The sequence below is a fragment of the Streptomyces sp. NPDC025651 genome, from assembly GCF_055558735.1.
Genome location: NZ_JBVHLZ010000008.1, coordinates 53,001 through 71,225 on the forward strand (window position 1 = coordinate 53,001; position 18,225 = coordinate 71,225).

The 18,225-nt window shown below is 72.2% G+C and carries 11 protein-coding genes; 4 read left to right on the forward strand and 7 right to left on the reverse strand.

Annotated elements, in window-relative coordinates:
• Nucleotides 1–59: 59 nt before the first annotated feature.
• Both ACZ4D5_RS26660 and ACZ4D5_RS26665 read left to right on the forward strand, forming a co-directional pair.
• A complete protein-coding gene (locus tag ACZ4D5_RS26660) occupies nt 60–4,940 on the forward strand; it encodes a DNA repair ATPase (protein WP_467774938.1) in 4,881 nt (1,626 codons plus the stop codon).
• On the forward strand, nt 4,937–6,031 hold the full coding sequence (locus tag ACZ4D5_RS26665) for a PucR family transcriptional regulator (protein ID WP_467774939.1): 1,095 nt from the start codon (nt 4,937–4,939) through the stop codon (nt 6,029–6,031). Before ACZ4D5_RS26660 ends, ACZ4D5_RS26665 begins: the two co-directional genes overlap by 4 nt.
• 18 nt (nt 6,032–6,049) lie before the next feature.
• Here the strand turns inward: ACZ4D5_RS26665 and ACZ4D5_RS26670 are convergent, their stop codons facing one another.
• Both ACZ4D5_RS26670 and ACZ4D5_RS26675 read right to left on the reverse strand, forming a co-directional pair.
• Nucleotides 6,050–7,105, reverse strand: coding sequence for a PucR family transcriptional regulator (locus tag ACZ4D5_RS26670; protein WP_467774940.1), 1,056 nt, complete (start codon nt 7,103–7,105; stop codon nt 6,050–6,052).
• 32 nt (nt 7,106–7,137) lie between these two features.
• Nucleotides 7,138–8,382, reverse strand: coding sequence for a cation:proton antiporter (locus ACZ4D5_RS26675; protein WP_467774941.1), 1,245 nt, complete (start codon nt 8,380–8,382; stop codon nt 7,138–7,140).
• 564 nt (nt 8,383–8,946) lie between these two features.
• Between ACZ4D5_RS26675 and ACZ4D5_RS26680 the strand changes: the two genes are divergently transcribed.
• Nucleotides 8,947–10,554, forward strand: a complete 1,608-nt coding sequence (locus ACZ4D5_RS26680) for an AMP-binding protein (RefSeq protein ID WP_467774942.1) — start codon at nt 8,947–8,949, stop codon at nt 10,552–10,554.
• Here the strand turns inward: ACZ4D5_RS26680 and ACZ4D5_RS26685 are convergent.
• Nucleotides 10,544–11,125, reverse strand: a complete 582-nt coding sequence (locus ACZ4D5_RS26685) for a GNAT family N-acetyltransferase (RefSeq protein ID WP_467774943.1) — start codon at nt 11,123–11,125, stop codon at nt 10,544–10,546. The genes ACZ4D5_RS26680 and ACZ4D5_RS26685 overlap by 11 nt on opposite strands.
• 65 nt (nt 11,126–11,190) lie before the next feature.
• A complete protein-coding gene (locus tag ACZ4D5_RS26690) occupies nt 11,191–11,838 on the reverse strand; it encodes a hypothetical protein (RefSeq protein WP_467774944.1) in 648 nt (215 codons plus the stop codon).
• Nucleotides 11,839–12,296: 458 nt separating this feature from the next.
• On the opposite strand from ACZ4D5_RS26690, the gene gcl reads away from it, so the two are divergent.
• A complete protein-coding gene (gcl, locus tag ACZ4D5_RS26695; RefSeq protein ID WP_467775330.1) occupies nt 12,297–14,075 on the forward strand; it encodes a glyoxylate carboligase in 1,779 nt (592 codons plus the stop codon).
• 85 nt (nt 14,076–14,160) lie between these two features.
• On the opposite strand, the gene ACZ4D5_RS26700 is transcribed toward gcl, so the two are convergent.
• The 3 genes from ACZ4D5_RS26700 to ACZ4D5_RS26710 all read right to left on the reverse strand — a co-directional run bounded on the left by ACZ4D5_RS26700 (nt 14,161) and on the right by ACZ4D5_RS26710 (nt 18,218).
• A complete protein-coding gene (locus tag ACZ4D5_RS26700) occupies nt 14,161–15,066 on the reverse strand; it encodes a hypothetical protein (RefSeq protein WP_467774945.1) in 906 nt (301 codons plus the stop codon).
• 621 nt (nt 15,067–15,687) lie between these two features.
• Complete coding sequence (locus ACZ4D5_RS26705; RefSeq protein WP_467774946.1) at nt 15,688–17,145, reverse strand: catalase; 1,458 nt, start codon at nt 17,143–17,145, stop codon at nt 15,688–15,690.
• Between the two features lie 182 nt (nt 17,146–17,327).
• Nucleotides 17,328–18,218 (reverse strand): 2-hydroxy-3-oxopropionate reductase, encoded by an 891-nt coding sequence (locus tag ACZ4D5_RS26710; protein ID WP_467774947.1) that lies wholly within the window; start codon nt 18,216–18,218, stop codon nt 17,328–17,330.
• Between the last annotated feature and the right edge of the window lie 7 nt (nt 18,219–18,225).

The following is an 18,225-nucleotide window of genomic DNA, read 5'->3' on the forward strand; positions in this document are numbered from 1 at the left end:
GACACGTACGGCGTACGTGAGGCAGAAACGTACGGGATTCGGAAGAGGGAGAGCCGGACATGGACAGCGGGACCGGTCTGGACGCGGGGACGTACGACGTGCTGCGCGATCGTCTCACCGCCTTGGCAAGGGAGTTGGCCGACCGCGCCACCGCCCTCAACGACCGCCGCGTCGCCGCCTTCGGCTCCACCGGGCTCACGCTCACCGGCACCGACAGCATCCGCACCGAGCGGCCGTGCGTACCGCGCGACGTCATCGCCGTCGGCGACGCCCTGCTCCTCGGCTTCGACGACTCCCTCGGCGCCGGGACCGAGGCCGCGGTCGGCGACGTCCTCCGTCTCTGCGACCGCGACCTGAACCGGCTGCCCGACGACGCGGTGCCAGGACTCCTCGACGACCCGGCCTTCGTCCGCGAACTCGCCGCCCTCTTCCGCTACTTCCGCGACGCGCGCCTCCTTCGGCTCCGGCACGTCGACGGCAAGGTGCTCGCCGTCTTCCGCACCGGCGAGAAGGCCGACGACATCCGTGTCCTGCGCTGGTCGCTGTCGCCCGAAGGGCGGGCCGAGTTCCTCGACGCGCGCGGCGAGCGCGACCACGTCCTGCCGCCCGCGCACGACTTCGCGTGGACCGAGGCGACCCGCGAGGACCATGTCCTCGGCCGCCACCCGCACCTCTCCATCGACGGCGAGATCTTCGTGGCGACCGTCGGCGGCACCCTCACCGTCAAGACGGAGAACGACACCGGGACCGGCCGGGGCGTGTACGAGGAGCCGGTCGACGAGCCGCTGCAGTCCCTCGCCGACGCGGACGTGGCCCACGCGCGCGTGGGCGCGCTGATCCTCCTTCGCGTGCGCCCCTACAAGGAGGACGCCTGGCGCCACCTCGTCTTCAACACCCTCACCCGCACCGTCGTACGGCTCGACGGCATCGGGCAGGCCTGCCGACGGCTGCCCGAGGACCAGGGCATCGTCTTCCCCGGCGGCTACTGCCTGGCCACGGGCGCGTACAAGACCTTCGACGCCCTGGACACCGACGGCCTGGAGTTCGAGCGCGCGGTGCGCTCGCCCAACGGCGAGGACGTCCTCTTCGTCTTCCACGCGCGCGTGGCGGGCCACAGCCTGCTCCTGCCGTACAACATGATCCGCAAGGAGATCGCCACCCCGATCTCCTGCCAGGGGCACGCGCTCTTCGACGACGGACTCCTCGCCGTGCTGCGGGCGGGCTCCGACGAGCCCGCCCGCGTGCACCCGCTGCAGCTGTGGCGCTCCCCGTACGTGTCCGACACCTACGCCGCGAACCGCCCCACGGGGGAGGGGCCCCTGGCCCGCATCGGCAACGCGGACCTCGTCCGGGGCATCTCCGACTGCCTCTCCATAGCCCGCGCCGTCACCGGGACCACGCCCACCGCCGAGGTCTACGAGACGCTCGCCGCGTCCTGTGTGCGGGCCGCCGACTCCTACCACTGGCTGGGCGAGGCCGAGGCGGGGGACCTGCGCACACCGCTGGACGCCGTGCGCGCCACCGCCGAGCAGGTCCTCGGCGAGTTCGCGACGGTGCGGACGCTGACCCGGCAGGCCGGCGACGCGCTCGACGAAGCGGCCGCGCACAGCGCCGCGCTCGTACGCCGCGTCCGCGGCGAGGTCCCGCGCACCGCGCCCGAATGGGTCGAGCGGATCACCGAACTGCGGCGCGCCCAGGGCCATGTGCTGACCCTGAAGGACCTGCGGTACGCCGACGTCGAACGCGTCGACGCGCTCGCCGACGACCTGGCGGGCGACATCGCGTCGGCCGGACAGCGCGCCGTGGCCTTCCTGGGGCGGCCCGACGCCTTCGCCGCGCACCACGCCGACATCGAGCGGCTGACCGCGGAGGCCGACGCGCTCACCACGGCCGCCGAGGCAGGGCCCCTCGACGACCGGCTCCAGGAGCTGACCGAACAGCTGCGGACCGTCACCGAGGTCGTCGCGGGCCTCGACGTCGGCGACGCCACCGTCCGCACCGCCGTCCTGGAGCGCGTCGCGGAGGTCCTCGCGGGCGTCAACCGGGCCCGCGCCACGCTGGACGCCCGCCGCCGCGAGCTGACCGCGCACGAGGGGCGGGCCGAGTTCGCCGCCGAGTTCTCCCTGCTCGGCCAGGCCGTCACCGGCGCGCTCGCCGCCGCCACGACCCCCGAGGCCTGCGACGACCAGCTCGCCCGTCTCCTCCTCCAACTGGAGGAGCTGGAAGGGCGGTTCGCGCAGTCGGACGAGTTCCTCGCCGAGCTCGACACCAGACGTGCCGAGGTGTACGAGGCCTTCTCCTCCCGCAAGCAGACCCTCGCCGACACCCGCGCCCGGCACGCCGAACGCCTCGCCACGTCCGCCGGCCGCGTCCTGGACACCGTGGCACGCCGCCTCGCCGCGCTCTCCTCCGCCGACGAGATCAGCACGTACGTCGCCTCCGACCCGATGGTCGGCAAGATCCGCCGCACCATCGACGAACTGCGCGGACTCGACGACCAGGTGAGGGCGGAGGAGCTGGAGGGCCGCCTCGACGCCGCCCGGCAGGAGGCCGCACGCTCGCTGCGCGACCGCACCGAGCTGTACGCGGACGGCGGCGACACCATCCGCCTGGGCCGCCACCGCTTCGCGGTCAACACCCGGCCTCTGGACCTCACGCTCGTCCCGGCCGCGGACGGCGAGGGCATGGTCTTCGCGCTGACCGGCACCGACTACCGCGCGCCGGTCACCGACCCGGCCTTCGCCGAGCTGCGCCCCTACTGGAACCAGCTCCTGCCCTCCGAGACCGCGGACGTCTACCGCGCCGAACACCTCGCCGCCCGCCTGCTCGCCGAGCACGGGCCCCGAACGCTCCTGGACGCCGCCGACGTGCCCGCGCTCGTGCGCGCGGCGGCCGAGGCGGCGTACGACGAAGGGTACGAACGCGGCGTCCACGACCACGACGCGACGCTCGTCCTCGGCGCGCTCCTGCGCCTGCACACCGGCGCGGGCCTGCTGCGGCACACCCCCGAGGCGCGCGCGGCCGCCCAGCTGTTCTGGGCCCACGCCACCGACCCGCACGAGCGCGAGCTGTGGACGCGGCGCGCGGTGTCGCTGGCCCGCGCCCGCGACACCTTCGGCCCCGCGCCCGCCATCGACGACCTCTGCGCCGAACTCGCCGCGCGGACGGGCGAGTCGGCCGCCGCGTACCTCTTCGACGAACTCACCACCGGGCCCGCCGGATTCGTCACCTCGGAGTCCGCCCGTACGTTCCTCGCCGCGTTCCGCCGTGCCGCGGGCGCTTCGGCGTACGAGGAGGACCTCGCAGGGATCACGGACCTCGCCGCGCGGCGCCAGCTGGTCGAGGGGTGGCTTTCCTCGTACGCGGCCGCGACCGGCGAGGGCGCCGACGGCCTCCTGGCCGAGGCGGTCGCCGTCGAGCTCTGCCCCGGCCTGGAGCGCTACGACAGCGCGGCCGCGCTCACCGAGACCGTCGACGGGCTCCTCGGCACCCACCCGCGCGTCGAGGGCCGCCGCCTCACGGTCCGCCTGGACGAACTCCTCGCCCGCACACGCGACTTCAGGGCGACGGCCGTCCCGGGCTTCCGCGCCTACCAGGCCCGCCGCGCCGAACTCGTCGCCGCCGAGCGGTCCCGCCTGCGCCTGGACGAGTACCGGCCGAGAGTCATGTCCTCCTTCGTCCGCAACCGCCTCATCGACGAGGTCTACCTGCCCCTCATCGGCGACAGCCTCGACCGGCAACTCGGCACGGCGGGCGGCCTCCTGCTGCTCGTCTCCCCGCCCGGCTACGGCAAGACGACCCTCATGGAGTACGTCGCGGACCGCCTCGGCCTGGTCCTCGTCAAGGTCAACGGCCCCGCCCTCGGCCACGGCGTCACCTCGCTCGACCCGGCCGAGGCCCCGAACGCCACGGCCCGCCAGGAGATCGACAAGGTCAACTTCGCGCTGGAGGCGGGCAACAACGTCCTCCTCCACCTGGACGACATCCAGCACACCTCGCCCGAGCTGCTGCAGAAGTTCATCTCCCTGTGCGACGCCCAGCGCCGCATGGAGGGGGTCTGGAACGGCACGTCCCGCACCTACGACCTGCGGGGCAAGCGCTTCGCGGTCTGCATGGCGGGCAACCCCTACACCGAGTCCGGCGCCCGCTTCCGCGTCCCCGACATGCTCGCCAACCGCGCCGACGTGTGGAACCTCGGCGACGTCCTGACCGGCAAGGAGGACGCCTTCGCCGTCAGCTTCGTCGAGAACGCGCTGACCGCGCACCCGGTCCTCGCCCCGCTCGCCGGGCGCGACCGCGCCGACCTGGACCTGCTGATCCGCCTCGCGCAGAACGACCCCACCGCGCGTCCCGACGGGCTCGTCCACCCCTACGCCCCGGCCGAACTGGAGCGCGTCGTCGCCGTGTTGGGCCATCTGCTCACCGCGCGCGCCACGGTCCTCGCGGTCAACTCCGCCTACATCGCCTCCGCGGGCCGGTCGCGGGAGACCCGCACCGAACCGGCCTTCCGGCTCCAGGGCTCGTACCGCGACATGAACAAGATCGTCGCGCGGATCGACCCCGTCATGAACGACGCCGAGCTCGCCGCCGTGATCGAGGACCACTACACCGGCGAGGCCCAGACCCTCACCGACGGAGCCGAGGCCAACCTCCTGAAACTCGCGGAGCTGCGCGGCACGCTCACCCCCGAACAGGCCGACCGCTGGGCCGGGATCAAGGCGGCCCACGTCAGGTCCCGCACGCTCGGCGGCCCCGAAGAGGACCTCTCCCCGAGCTCCCGACTCCGCTCGAACAGGGGAGACCCCATGGACCGCGCCGTCGCCGCCCTCGGCCTCCTCGCCGACCGCGTGGCCTCGGTCGAGACCGCCATCACCCGCGCCACCGACCCGCGCCACGCCTTCGCCAACCCGTCGGCGCGGCACGCCAGTCGACGCCCGTGACCGCGGGGCCCGGTCGGCACGGCGCGACCGACAGGGGAGACCACGGCGTCCCCGGGGACCACCTCGACGGGTACACCGACCTGCTGGCCGCCGCCTCCGCCACCGGGCGCCGGCTGACCCGCGACGAGCTGGACGCGCGGCGCGCGCTGGGCGAGCGCGCCGCGGAGGAGGGGTTCGGCCTGCGGCAGCTGGTCGCCGCACACCTGGCGGCGACCCGCGCCGCGTGGCCGTGCGGGAACGCCCCCGCGGACAGCGTCCTCGCCGTCGCGGAGCAGGCCGTGGACGCCTTCGCCGAGGGGTACGAGCGGGCGCAGCGTGTCGCCGTGCGCCAAGAGGTCGCCGCCCGGCGGGAGTTCATCGACGACCTGTTGTACGGCCGCAGCGACCTGGGCCTGCTCGCCCAGCGGGCGGAACGCTTCGGGCTGCGCCTCTCCCACGCGCACGCGGTCTCCGTGGCCGAGGGGCCCGACAGGTACGACGAGGGCGACGCCGTGCCGCGCGAGGTCGAGCGGGCCCTGGTCGGGCGGTTCGGCGACCGGAGCACTCTGCTGACCACCAAGGACGGCCGTCTGGTCTGTGTGGCCCCCGGCGACCAGGACGAGGTCCTGGCCTTCTTCGCGAAGTACGCGTACGCGGCGACCGACGGCGGCCGGGTCGCCATCGGCCGCCCGCAGCCGGGCCCCGGCGGCGTCGTGCAGTCCTACGAAGAGGCCCTGAACACCCTGGACCTCGCGGAGCGCCTGGAGCTCGACGACCCGGTGCTGCGCGCCGCGGACCTGCTCGTCTACCCCGTGCTGACCCGTGACCGGCAGGCCATGGCCGATCTGGTGCGGGGCACCCTCGGCCCTCTGGAGCGCGCACGCGGCGGCGCGCAGCCACTCATCGAGACACTCGCCGCCTTCTTCGACGCGGGCTGCGTCGCGGCGGAAGCCGCCCGCCGCCTGTCGCTGAGCGTGCGCGCCCTCACCTACCGCCTGGAGCGCATCCACAAGCTCACGGGCGCCAACCCGGCCGACCCCGTGCACCGTTACACGCTCCAGACCGCGGTGATCGGCGCCCGCCTGCTGGACTGGCCGGACCGGCAGTTCTGAGCCCTGGACCGCCGGGCGTCACAGGGGCCTGCCGGGCCAGTCGAGCAGCCGCGCCCCGATCACCGCGGTCTGCAGGGTGTAGCGGTGCGCCGGGTTGGTGGGATCGGTGCCGGTCAGCGTGTGGACGCGTGCCAGACGGTACGTCAGCGCCCGGACGCTCAGGGAGAGTCGGCGGGCCGCCTCCGAGGCCACGCAGCCGGAGTCGAAGTACGCGGCGAGGGTGTCGAGCAGCGGCCGCGCCCCGCCGCGCGCCTGCTCCAGAGGGCTGAGCGTGTCGCGCACGAGGTCGACCAGGGCCTGCCGGTCACGGGCGAGGACGGGGAAGACCAGCAGGTCGGCGGCGCGCAGCACGGGGTCGTCGAAGCCCATGCGCCGGCCGACGTCAAGAGCGTTGAGGGCCTCTTCGTAGCTGTGGCCGATGCCGACGGCGCCGGTGCGGGGGCGGCCGACGGCGACCTGCCCGCCGTCGGTCGCCGCGTAGGCCTGCTTGGCGAAGAAGGTCAGCACCTCGTCCTGGTCGCCCGGGGCGATGCACACCATCCGCCCGTCCTTGGTGGTGAACAGGATGCGGCGGTTCTCGAAGCGGCCGAACAGGGCGGCTTCCACCTGGCAGGGGACCGGGTCGGTCTCGTCGTACGTGGCCGGGCCCTCCGCCACGGCGACCGCGTGGGCGCGGGAGAGGCGCAGACCGAAGCGCTCGGCGCGGGCCGAGAGACGGCCCGGGTCGCCGCCCCCGTGCAGGAGGTCGTCGATGAACTCCCGCCGGGCGGCCTCCTCTTGGCGTACGACGAGTCGCTGAGCCCGTTCGTAGCCGTCCGCGAAGGCGTCCATGGCCTGCTCGAAGACGGTGAGGACGCTGTCGGGCTCGGCCGCGCGGGGCCAGCCCGCCCGGGTGGCGGTGATGTGTTCCCGGACCAGGACACGCCATCCGTGTCCCTTGGCGGCGGCCTGGGCGCCGAGGGTGCGGCGGGAGAGGAGCTCGTCGCGGCTGAGGCGGCGGCCGGTGGCGGTCGCCTCGGCCAGGATCTGCGGGTAGCCGTCGACGAACGTGGCGGGTGCGTCGTGCACGATCACGTACCCCTTTTCTGGGAGGGAGGCGCAGGCGCTCAGGCGTCCACGGTGACGGTCTCGGTCCGCTCGGCTCCGATCCGCTCGGCCGGTGCGGCGGCGGGTGCGGGAACCGGCGGCTCCGGGGCCTCGCGGCGGCGGGTGAGCAGCCGGGCCAGCGGCTCGGCGAAGCGGGCGGTCAGCGGTCCGGCGACGACCAGGATCAGGACGTACGCGGTGGCCAGCGGGCCGATGCGGGGTTCGACGCCGACGGCGAGCCCCGCGATGACGATGGAGAACTCGCCGCGGGCGACGAGGGTGCCCCCGGCCCGCCAGCGGCCGCCGCCGTGGATCCCCGCGCGGCGCGCGGCGTACCAGCCGGTGGCGACCTTGGTGAGCGCCGTGACGACGGCCAGGAGCAGGGCGGGGACGAGGACGGGCGGGATGGCGGCGGGGTCGGTGGACAGGCCGAAGAAGACGAAGAAGACGGCGGCGAAGAGGTCGCGGAGCGGGGAGAGCAGGGTGGTCGCGCCCTCGGCGGTCTCCCCCGACAGGGCGATGCCGACGAGGAACGCGCCGACGGCGGCGGAGACTTGAAGCTCCTGCGCGACGCCCGCGACGAGGAGGGCGAGGCCGAGGACGACGAGCAGCAGCATCTCGGCGCTGTCGCAGGAGACGGCCCGGCTGATCAGACGCCCGTGACGCAGCGCCACGAACAGGACGGCGCCCACGGTGCCGAGCGCGATCACCAGCGTGAGGGCGCCGCCCGCCAGGCTCACCCCGGCGAGCAGGGCGGTGAGGATGGGCAGGTAGACGGCCATGGCGAGGTCCTCGATGACCAGGACGCCGAGGACGACGGGCGTCTCGCGGTTGCCGAGGCGGCCGAGGTCGCCGAGGACCTTGGCGATGACACCGGACGACGAGATCCAGGTGACGCCGGCGAGGGCGACCGCGGCGACGGGGCCCCAGCCCAGGAGCAGCGCCGCGGCGGCGCCGGGGGCGGCGTTGAGGACGAAGTCGACGGCGCCGGAGGGGTATTGGGCCTTGAGGTTGGTGACGAGCTCGGAGGCGCTGTACTCCAGGCCGAGCAGCAGGAGCAGCAGGATGACGCCGATCTCGGCGCCGGTGGCGACGAACTCCTCGCTGGCCTGAAGGGGGAGGAGGCCGCCGTGGCCGAAGGCGAGTCCAGCGAGCAGATAGAGGGGTATGGGCGAGAAGCCGACGCGTCCGGCGACGCGCCCGAGCAGGCCCAGGGCGAGGATGATGGCTCCGAGTTCGATGAGCAGGGCGGTCGTGTCGTGCACGGGCGTCGGTCCTCCGGGTAGGTGACGGCGTCAGTGCCTTCTCGGGCGGCTGCGGCGGGGCGCGCGACGGCATGGCGGCGCGGCGGTACGGCCTGCGACGGCATGGTGGTGCCCCTGCCGGGCGTGAGGGCAGTGGGGAAGTCAGGACAGGCTGGCGGTGCCGCTGATATCGGGCACGCTGTCGCGAGCGGTGTTGTGGATCGCACCGCTGGAGGGCAGGCTCAGGACGTGGACCATCCGAACCATGTCACCCCCCGTTGTCGTGGCGGCCGGTCAGTCGGCCCACCACTCCCAAGAATTGAGCGCCTCGCCGCTGGGACGAACGTAAGCGCTTGGTAAAGAAGTTTACCGCACGGCATAGTTCGTAAATGGGGCAAAGCGCACGATATTGGTCGGTCGGCTCGCACGCGGGTTCGTCCCGGAGAGTGATCACAACGGCTGATCACAAGGGTCGACGCGGCAGGATCCGCGGGCCACACTTGATCTCCCCCGGTGCGGCCCGCCGCGCCCACGGCGTACGCGCAGGGCCGCAGGCGTACGCGAAGGACCGCGAGGAGGCTTCCGGTGAGTGAACTGTCCTATGCGCACGGGACCAGTGGTACGCCCCTGCTGGGCGACACCATCGGTCGGAACCTCGACCGCGCCGTGGCGGCCTGGCCCGACCGGGACGCGCTGGTGGACGTCGCCGCGGGAACCCGCTGGACGTACGCCGAATTCGGCGCCGCCGTCGCCCGGTTGGCGCGCGGCTTCCTGGGGTCGGGCGTCGCCAAGGGGGACCGCGTCGGCATCTGGGCGGTCAACTGCGCCGAGTGGGTGCTCGTGCAGTACGCCACCGCCCGCATCGGCGCGATCATGGTGAACATCAACCCGGCCTACCGCGCGCACGAGTTGGAGTTCGTCCTGAACCAGGCGGGCATCTCCGTGCTCGTCGCCTCGCAGTCCCACAAGAGCAGCGACTACCGCGCGCTCGTCGACGAGGTGCGGCCCCGCTGCCCCGAGCTGCGCGCCGTCCACTACATCGAGGACGGCTCCTGGGACGCGCTCCTGGACGCCGCGGCCTCCGTGACCGACGCCGAACTCGCCGCCCGCGAGGCGCGGTTGAGCTGCGACGACCCGGTGAACATCCAGTACACCTCGGGCACCACGGGATTCCCCAAGGGCGCCACGCTCTCCCACCACAACATCCTCAACAACGGCTACTGGGTGGGGCGCACGGTCGGCTACACCGAGCAGGACAGGATCTGCCTGCCCGTGCCCTTTTACCACTGCTTCGGCATGGTGATGGGCAACCTCGGGGCCACCTCGCACGGCGCGTGCATCGTCATCCCCGCGCCGTCCTTCGACCCCGCCGCCACGCTGTACGCCGTCGAGCACGAGCGCTGCACCTCGCTCTACGGCGTACCGACGATGTTCATCGCGGAGCTGAGCCTCGCCGACTTCGCGACGTACGACCTCAGTTCGCTGCGCACCGGCATCATGGCGGGCTCGCCCTGCCCGGTCGAGGTCATGAAGCGGGTCGTCGCCGAGATGAACATGGGGGAGGTCTCCATCTGCTACGGCATGACCGAGACCTCGCCCGTCTCCACGCAGACGCGCCGCGAGGACGACCTGGAGCGCCGCACCGGGACGGTCGGCCGGGTCCTGCCGCACGTCGAGGTGAAGGTCGTCGACCCGGTGAGCGGCGTGACGCTGCCGCGCGGCTCCTCCGGCGAGCTGTGCACCCGCGGCTACGGCGTGATGCTCGGCTACTGGGACGAGCCCGAGCGCACCTCCGAGGTCATCGACGCCGGGCGCTGGATGCACACGGGCGACCTGGCGGTCATGCGCGAGGACGGCTACGTCCAGATCGTCGGCCGCATCAAGGACATGATCATCCGCGGCGGCGAGAACATCTACCCCCGGGAGATCGAGGAGTTCCTCTACGGCCACCCCAGGATCGCGGACGTCCAGGTGGTGGGCGTCCCCCACGAGCGGTACGGAGAGGTGCCGCTCGCCTGCGTGATCCTGCGGGAGCCCGGTGACGCCCTGACGCTGGAGGAGCTCCAGGCCTACTGCAAAGGGCGGTTGGCCCACTACAAGGTGCCGGCCGCCCTGCGGATCCTGGAGTCCTTCCCCATGACGGTCTCGGGGAAGGTGCGCAAGATCGAGCTCAGGGAGCGGTTCAGCGTGTGACGCCCGCGGCGAGAGGGGTGGCGTCCGCCGTGAGGGGGCGGCGCATGCAGAGGCGGGGCCACCGGTCGAGGCCGAGCTCCGCCTCGTGCGCGCGGATCTTCGCGAGCTCCGGGGTGAGTTCGTCCTCGGCCAGCGGACGGAAGCCGATGCGGGCGTAGTAGGGCGCGTTCCAGGGAACCTCGGCGAACGTGGTCAGGGTGAGCGCGGTCCTGCCCTCGGCGCGGGCAAACGCGGCGAGGTGTTCGATCAGGGCGCGGCCGACGCCGCGGCGGGCGGCGCGGGGACCCACGGTGACCTGCTCGATGTGTTCGGCGTCGGCGTCCTCGACGGGCTCGCTGATGAGGTACGCGAGGGGCGCGTCGTCCGCGTCCACGGCGACCCATGCCCGGCCCGCCCGGCGGAACCGTTCCAGTTCGTCGACCGCGGGCGGCTCGTCGTCCGCGATCGCGGCCATGCCGAGGGCGCGGAAGGCCTCGCCCGCGGCGCGCTCGATGTCCTGGAGCGCGGGGAGTTCGGACGCGGTGGCGGGGCGGATGCGGGGTGGGGGCGCGGGCTGCGGGGTCGGCTGCATGGGGTGAGTATGCCTGGGCCGGAACCTGGTGTGCGGGGCCCTGGAACCGCGGTGTCCGCGAGGCGTCACGCCCCGGTGGCGACCAGTTCGTCGGCCGCGCTGTTGACCGGCTGGGGCGTGCCCGTGAGGTCCATGGTGAACAGCGGCATGTCCAGCGTGTCCGCGCAGGCGCGGGCCTCGGCGGTGTAGCCGGAGAGGGAGAAGAAGGCGCAGGTGACGGGGGTGTCGCCGGCCTCGGTCATGGCGGTCAGCCACAGGCACTCGACGTCGCGCAGCGTGGTGGGCCGCAGCGCGGGCTCGACCTGGGCGAGCAGGCCGCGCGCGGCGATGCGCGTCCCCGAAGGCGGCCGCCCCGCCGCACTCCGCGTATTCAGATAGCCGAGCCACCGCAGATAGAGCGCGGCGACGGTCACGGCGTCCCGGGCGTCCCGGATGGTCACCGGCCGGAAGGCGGGCCGGGGGCGCGGGGCGGTGCGGGGGAGGGATATGTGGGAGGGGCCCGCGGACGAGGCGTCGGGCGGGGTGTCGGGGCCGGGGCCTCGGGGCTCTTCGGGCGCTCCCGCCACCGGTATCCGCAGGACCGCCCCGCACGGGCAGTCCAGCTCGGGGCGGGGCCACTGCCCCTGGTGGCCGCAGGACCAGCAGCGGAGGGTGACCCACTGGTCCGTCCAGGTCTGGTCGGTGATCGGGACCGGGGGTGCGCCCCGGGCCACCGGCGGGGCCACCTGCGCGCCGCAGGAGCAGGGGGTGGGCGCGGGAGCGTACCGATGCTCGCGTCGGCAGTCCGGGCACCGAATCGGCACGTCCCTGTCCGCCACCGTCACCACCGCCTGCCGTACGCCGTACCGTCGTCGCGCCTCGCTCGCCGGGGTGCCGTCGCCCCCTCGCGCCGTCCGCTCCCATCCTCCACCCAAGGTGTGCCCGGTGGCGGCAAGTTGCCGTAAAGGGCCGACGAGCGCCCCCACCTCGCCCGGATCCCGGATGTCTCTTGACGGTCTCCGCGGGGCGCCTCTACATTGCTTCCATATAGCAGAACATGATTTCCACAATGCGGAAACTGAAGCTCACCGCGGGGCGCGACGGGAGCCGAAACCGCCAGCCGTACTCGTCGGCCGCAGGGCCGCCGAAGCTGTCGAAGCCGTTGTCGAAGCAGGAGAACCCCATGGCTCGTATGACCGCTGCCCGCGCGGCAGTTGAGATCCTCAAGCGCGAAGGCGTCGTCAACGCGTTCGGAGTTCCGGGCGCCGCGATCAACCCCTTCTACAAGGCGCTCAAGGAGGGCGGTGGCATCGACCACACCCTCGCCCGCCATGTCGAGGGCGCCTCGCACATGGCCGAGGGCTACACCCGGGCCAACCCGGGCAACATCGGTGTCTGCATCGGTACGTCGGGTCCGGCGGGCACCGACATGATCACGGGTCTGTACTCGGCGACCGGCGACTCGATCCCGATCCTCTGCATCACGGGCCAGGCGCCGACGCACCTGCTCCACAAGGAGGACTTCCAGGCCGTCGACATCGCGACGATCGCCAAGCCGGTCACGAAGATGGCGGTCACGGTCCTGGAGGCCGCGCAGGTCCCCGGCATCTTCCAGCAGGCCTTCCACCTGATGCGCTCGGGCCGCCCGGGCCCCGTCCTCATCGACCTGCCGATCGACGTCCAGCAGACGGAGATCGAGTTCGACCCGGAGACCTACGAGCCGCTGCCGGTCTACAAGCCGGCCGCGACCCGCGCCCAGATCGAGAAGGCGATCGGCTTCCTCCTGGAGTCCGAGCGGCCGCTGATCATCGCGGGCGGCGGCATCATCAACGCCGACGCCTGCGACCTCCTGGTCGAGTTCGCGGAGATCACCAACACCCCGGTCGTGCCGACCCTGATGGGCTGGGGCACCATCCCCGACGACCACGACCTGAACGCCGGCATGGTCGGCCAGCAGACCGGCCACCGCTACGGCAACGCCACGTTCCTGGAGTCGGACTTCGTCCTCGGCATCGGCAACCGCTGGGCCAACCGCCACACCGGCTACAACCTGGACGTGTACACCAAGGGCCGCACGTTCGTGCACGTCGACATCGAGCCGACGCAGATCGGCAAGATCTTCGCGCCGGACTACGGCATCGCCTCGGACGCCAAGGCCGCCCTCGAACTCTTCGTCGAGGTGGCGAAGGAGCTGAAGGCCGCGGGCAGGCTGCCCGACCGCTCCGAGTGGGTCGCGTCGCACCTGGTGCGCAAGGAGACCCTCCAGCGCCGCACGCACTTCGACAACGTCCCGATGAAGCCGCAGCGCGTGTACGAGGAGATGAACAAGGCCTTCGGCCCCGAGACGCGCTACGTCACCACGATCGGCCTCTCGCAGATCGCGGGCGCCCAGATGCTGCACGTCTACAAGCCGCGGCACTGGATCAACTGCGGCCAGGCGGGCCCGCTCGGCTGGACCATCCCGGCCGCGCTCGGCGTCTCCAAGGCCGACCCGGAGACCCCGGTCGTCGCCCTCTCCGGCGACTACGACTTCCAGTTCATGATCGAGGAGCTGGCGGTCGGCGCGCAGCACCGCATCCCGTACGTCCACGTCCTGGTGAACAACGCCTACCTGGGCCTGATCCGCCAGGCGCAGATCGGCCTGGACATCAACTTCCAGGTCAACCTGGAGTTCGAGAACCAGAACTCCCCGGAGCTGGGCGTCTACGGCGTCGACCACGTCAAGGTCGCCGAGGGCCTCGGCTGCAAGGCGATCCGCGTCACCGAGCCCGACGACCTCCTGCCCGCCTTCGAGCAGGCCAGGAAGCTCGCCGCCGAGCACCGCGTCCCGGTGGTCGTCGAGGCGATCCTGGAGCGCGTCACGAACATCTCGATGAGCCCCACGGCCGACATCAGCGCGGTCAAGGAGTTCGAGGAGATCGCCACGGAGCCGGGTCACGCGCCGACGGCGATCCGCCCGCTGAAGGTCTGACGCACGAGCGAACACCGAAGGGGCGGTCCACCCGAGGGGGGTGGACCGCCCCTTCGGCGTGCGTACGGACGCCGTCGCCCGCGCGCTAGAAGATCACCTGCACCAGCGTCGGCACGGTCGCGCCCATCAGGGCCAGGATCACCGCGGCCACCGTCTGGCCCGTGATCGTGGAGTTGGGGCTGCCCGCCACCATGGAGAGCAACTCGATGTTGCGGGCGGTCTGTTCGTCGACCGGCGCCTGGCGCGTCGGTACGTCGTCGGGGAGCAGCGCCGAGATCTTGCGCAGGCTCTCGGACTTGGCCTCGCTGATCGCCATGGACAGATGCAACTGGGGCTGCAGCGAGAACACGGCCGCCATGACGAGGGTCGAGGCGATGACGGACCACTTGACCACCGAGACGCTGGCGGCCTGCGGCCCCGAATAGGCCCAGCTGAGCACCGGGACGAGTCCGGCGGCCGTGCCCAGGGAGACCATCAGCGAGGCCAGGCGGTACGCCGCGGACATCTTCTCCATGCCGGGCGTCCTGGCGGGCGCGGACCACAGCAGCTTCACGTTGCCCCGGCGGGACACGACGGTGGCCAGGCGGCCCCCGGTGAGCAGCCAGTAGCCGCTGGAGCCGTACAGGACGCCGCTCCAGGCGACCGTGGCGTACGACGTGACCGCCACGAAGAAGGAGTCGGCGTCGCCGCCCCTGGCGCCGTCGGCGGCGAGCGTGTCGGCGGCGAGCAGGCCGCCCGCGATCAGCACCCCGCCGATCACCATGGCCCGCACCTGCCGCCCCCGGGACGTCTTGGCGTCGATCCAGGAGTGAACGGCCGTTCGCCCGGCGGGAGTCAGCATGGCGTCCAGGTCCTCGGCCACGCCGAGGAAGAGGCGGCACACCCACCAGTGCACGGCGACGGCGATGACGTCGAGGCCGACGAAGAACGCGGTCCAGCCGAAGTGCGAGAGGACGTCACGCTTGTGGGTGAGGCCCGTGGCGATCGCCACCGCGGCGAGCAGGGCCGGGCCGAGGCAGGCGAGGGCGAAGGCGAGGGTGCGGCGGCGGACCCAACGGCGGCCCCCGGAGGGGACATGCGCAGTCCGGCCAGCCGCAGTATGACGATGTTCGGGACGTCACGGGCGGGCCAGCGTCGGTACAGGTCGCCTGGGCGGTGCTGGTTCATGGACGACTTCCGTACACAAGCGGGCCGCCACGCACAAGAGAGCGGCGAGCACGGAGACCGTTCCGTACTCGCCGCTCTGGCTCAACCGGCCCTGGGGCCTGTGGAGTTGTTGCCGCCCGACTGCGCGCGACTGGCGGAACATGCATACGCGCGGCCGGACGGAGTCCGTGGGCCCTCCGTGGCGAGGGGAGGGGGTTCGGCTGGGACCGCGGCGGTCGCGATGGAACCGCCGGCCTTCCTCCCTCAGGTCGAGAGGAGAGCCGGATCGGACCTTGACCACCGCACTGGCTCGCGGAACCGCCGCGGACCCGTGCCTGTCCGCCTCGGCGGACTGCCCGCGTTTCCACGGGACCACCCCTCATCCGGGTCCGTGGCGGTGCGGGCTCAGCACCGGTGAGTCGACCTCCCGTCAACTCACCGGCGCAGCCTGGGAGTTACGACTCGCTCAGTCCTCGCGCAGGGCGCGGACGGCCTCCTCGACGCGCTTGCCGTAGTCGGCGTCGGCGGCGTGGAAGTGGGCGAGGTTCTTCTCGATGACGTCGTCGCGGGAGACCTGGGACAGGCCGCCGGCGATGTTCGCCACCAGACGCGACTTCTCGTCCTCCGACATCAGGCGGTACAGCTCGCCCGCCTGGAAGAAGTCGTCGTCCTTGGTGTGGGCGGGAGCCGCGTGCGTACCCGTGTGGCCGTTGATGGCGAGCGGGGCCGACAGCGGGTTGCCGGTCTCGGCGGGGCCGTCGTACGAGTTGGGCTCGTAGTTCTTGCGGTCCCGGCCGTACGCGTTGGACGCCATGAAGCCGTCGCGGCCGTAGTTGTCGGCCTTCGTCGCCTTCGGGGCGTTCACCGCGAGCTGGGTGTGGTTGACGCCCAGGCGGTAGCGGTGCGCGTCCGCGTAGGCGAACAGGCGGCCCTGGAGCATCTTGTCGGGGGACGGACCGATGCCGGGGACGAAGTTGTTCGGGGAGAAGGCGGCCTGCTCCACCTCCGCGAACACGTTGTCGGGGTTGCGGTCCAGGACCAGGCGGCCCACGCGCTGCAGCGGGTAGTCCTTGTGCGGCCACACCTTGGTGAGGTCGAAGGGGTTGAAGCGGTAGTCCGCCGCCTCGGCCGCAGGCATGATCTGCACGTGCAGCGTCCAGGACGGGTTCACGCCGCGCTCGATGGCCTGCAGCAGGTCCGTCTGGTGCGAGTTGGGGTCCTTGCCCGCGAGCTCGGCGCCCTGCTCGGCGGAGAGGGAGCGGATGCCCTGGTTCGTCTTGAAGTGGTACTTGACGAAGAAGGCCTCGCCCTGCGCGTTCGTCCACTGGTAGGTGTGCGAGCCGTAGCCGTTCATGTGGCGGTACGACGCGGGGATGCCGCGGTCGCCCATCAGCCAGGTGATCTGGTGCGTCGCCTCGGGGGCGTGCGCCCAGAAGTCCCAGACGTTGTCCGGCTCCTGCTTGCCCGTGAAGGGGTCGCGCTTCTGGGAGTGGATGAAGTCGGGGAACTTCAGCGGGTCCTTGATGAAGAAGACCGGGGTGTTGTTGCCGACGAGGTCGTAGTTGCCCTCTTCGGTGTAGAACTTCAGGGCGAAACCGCGCGGGTCGCGGACCGCGTCCGCGCCGCCGAGGTTGTCCGCCACGGTCGAGAAGCGCAGGAAGACCTCGGTGCGCTTGCCGATCTCGCTGAGGAAGTCGGCGTGGGTGAAGCCGGTGACGTCGTCGGTCACCTCGAAGTAGCCGTACGCACCGGAACCGCGGGCGTGCACCACACGCTCCGGGATGCGCTCACGGTTGAAGCGGGCGAGCTTCTCCAGGAGGTGCTGGTCCTGGAGCAGGAGCGGGCCACCGACGCCGGCGGTGGCGGAGTTCTGGTTGTCGGCGACGGGGGCGCCGGACTCGGTCGTAAGCACGCGCTTCGACATCGTGACCTTCCGTGCTGTGACTGCTGAGGTGTTCGGAGACTAAGGAGCCCCGAACAGCTACGTCAACAGTTTGTTGAAGTTGATGATGTGGTTCCGGGCCGCGGCGGCGCCTGGGCGCGACAGGACAGGTGTCAGCGCCGCCACGGCCCGGAAGTCTGGGTGCTCCGAGGGCTGAAGAGGCCTTAGAGCTGGGCGCCGGAGAGGCGCTCGACGGCACGGAGCAGCGCCGAGTGGTCGAGGCCGCCGTCGCCCTGGGCGCGCAGCGAGGCGACCAGCTGGGCGATCACGGCACCGACGGGCAGCGCGGCGCCGACGTTGCGGGCGGCGTCGGTGACGATGCCCATGTCCTTGTGGTGCAGGTCGATCCGGAAGCCGGGCTTGAAGTCCCGGTTCAGGAAGTTGTCCTTCTTGCGGGTCAGCACGGTCGAGCCCGCGAGTCCACCGTTCAGGACGTCGAGCGCGGCCTGCAGGTCCACACCGGACTTCTCCAGGAAGACCACGGCCTCGGCGCACGCCTGGATGTTGACGGCGACGATCAGCTGGTTGGCGGCCTTCACCGTCTGGCCCGAGCCGTGCGGACCGCACAGCACGATGGTCTTGCCCAGAGCGTCGAAGAGCGGCTTGGCCTCGTCGAAGTCGGCCTGCTCGCCGCCGACCATGATGGAGAGCACGGCCTCGATGGCACCGGCCTCGCCGCCGGACACCGGGGCGTCCAGGACGCGGATCCCCTTGTCCTTGGCGGCCTTGGCCAGGTCCACCGAGGTCTGCGGGGTGATCGACGACATGTCGATGAGCAGGGCGCCGGACTTCGCGTTCTCCAGGATGCCGTCGGCACCGTACGCGATGGCCTCGACCTGCGGCGAGGCGGGCACCATCGTGACGACGACGTCGGCGTCCGCGACGGCCTCGGCGATGGACTTCGCCGCGGTGCCGCCGGCGGCGGAGAGCCGGTCCAGCTTGTCCTGCTCCAGGGTGAAGCCGGTGACGGAGTAACCCGCCTTGATCAGGTTCTCGGACATGGGGGAGCCCATGATGCCGAGTCCGATCCACGCGATCTTGGGAAGGTTGCTCATGAGGGTG